This is a genomic window from Vibrio sp. YT-17, assembly GCF_033337375.1.
GTDB classification, from domain to species: domain Bacteria; phylum Pseudomonadota; class Gammaproteobacteria; order Enterobacterales; family Vibrionaceae; genus Vibrio; species Vibrio alginolyticus.
The window spans coordinates 1-1153 of record NZ_JAWOQP010000158.1 but is presented as its reverse complement, the minus strand read 5'-3'; the positions used below and the strand labels follow the sequence as shown (position 1 = coordinate 1153).

The 1153-nt window shown below is 45.9% G+C and carries 1 protein-coding gene; it reads left to right on the top strand.

All coding sequences use genetic code 11. The annotated features are described in order from the left end of the window. A partial coding sequence (gene rlmKL / locus R7F67_RS24635; RefSeq protein ID WP_318057513.1) for a bifunctional 23S rRNA (guanine(2069)-N(7))-methyltransferase RlmK/23S rRNA (guanine(2445)-N(2))-methyltransferase RlmL occupies positions 1-1153 on the top strand: 1153 nt, incomplete at both ends.

Below are 1153 nucleotides of genomic sequence, written 5' to 3'. Positions count from 1 at the left end.
GATATGGTAGGCAGTGGCCTTCATCAACGTGGCTACCGTCCGGAATCTGGCCGAGCACCACTTCGCGAAACATTAGCAGCGGCGATCATTATGCGTTGTGGTTGGGACGGTCATCAGCCACTTCTCGATCCAATGTGTGGTTCTGGTACGTTACTGATTGAAGCGGCAATGATGGCTGCAAATATGGCTCCTGGTGTAAAACGAAAGCAATGGTGCTTTGAATCACTTGAAGACTTTGAGCCAGATACATGGGCTGAAATCAAATCAGAAGCAAACGTTCAGGCTAGACGCGGTGTCAAGAAAGTTGACGCTAAGTTTTTTGGCTTCGATAACGACCCGAAAGTTCTGAAAGTTGCACAAGAGAACGCTCGCAGAGCAGGGGTTGAGGAACTGATTGAGTTTGCTCAAGGCGATGCGGCAACTATTACGCGACCTTCAGGTTTTGAAAATGGTGTGATTGTATCTAACCCACCTTACGGCGAACGTTTGGGTACAGAGCCAGGTCTGATTGCGCTTTACACCGCGTTTGGTGGCCAATTGAAAGCAGAATTTGGTGGCTGCAAAGCGTCTATTTTCTCTAGTTCAGATGAGTTGCTGAGCTGTCTTCGCATGCGCGCAGATAAGCAATTCAAATTAAACAATGGTGCGTTACCGTGTCACCAAAAAAACTACAGCATCGCAGAGCGTAGTGCCGATGAAGTAAAAGGTGCAGATACCAATACTCAAATTGCTCCTGATTTTTCAAACCGTTTGAAGAAAAACATTGGCAAAATTGGCAAATGGGCTCGTAAAGAGAAATTAGATTGCTACCGCATCTATGACGCAGACCTTCCTGAATATAACGTAGCGATTGACGTATATGGCGATCAAATCGTGATTCAAGAATACGCAGCACCTAAAAATATCCCTGAAGAGAAAGCGAAACGCCGTTTGACGGATATCATTCGTGCAACGATTCAAGTGACAGGCGTAGAAGCGAACAAAGTTGTCCTTAAAGTTCGTGAAAAGCAGAAAGGTCGCAGCCAATATCAAAAGTTGGGTCAGGTATCTGAAACGTTAGAGGTGAACGAGTACGGCGTGAAGCTGATCGTGAATTTGCACGACTATCTTGATACGGGACTATTCCTAGATCATAAGATCACACGTCGTCGCT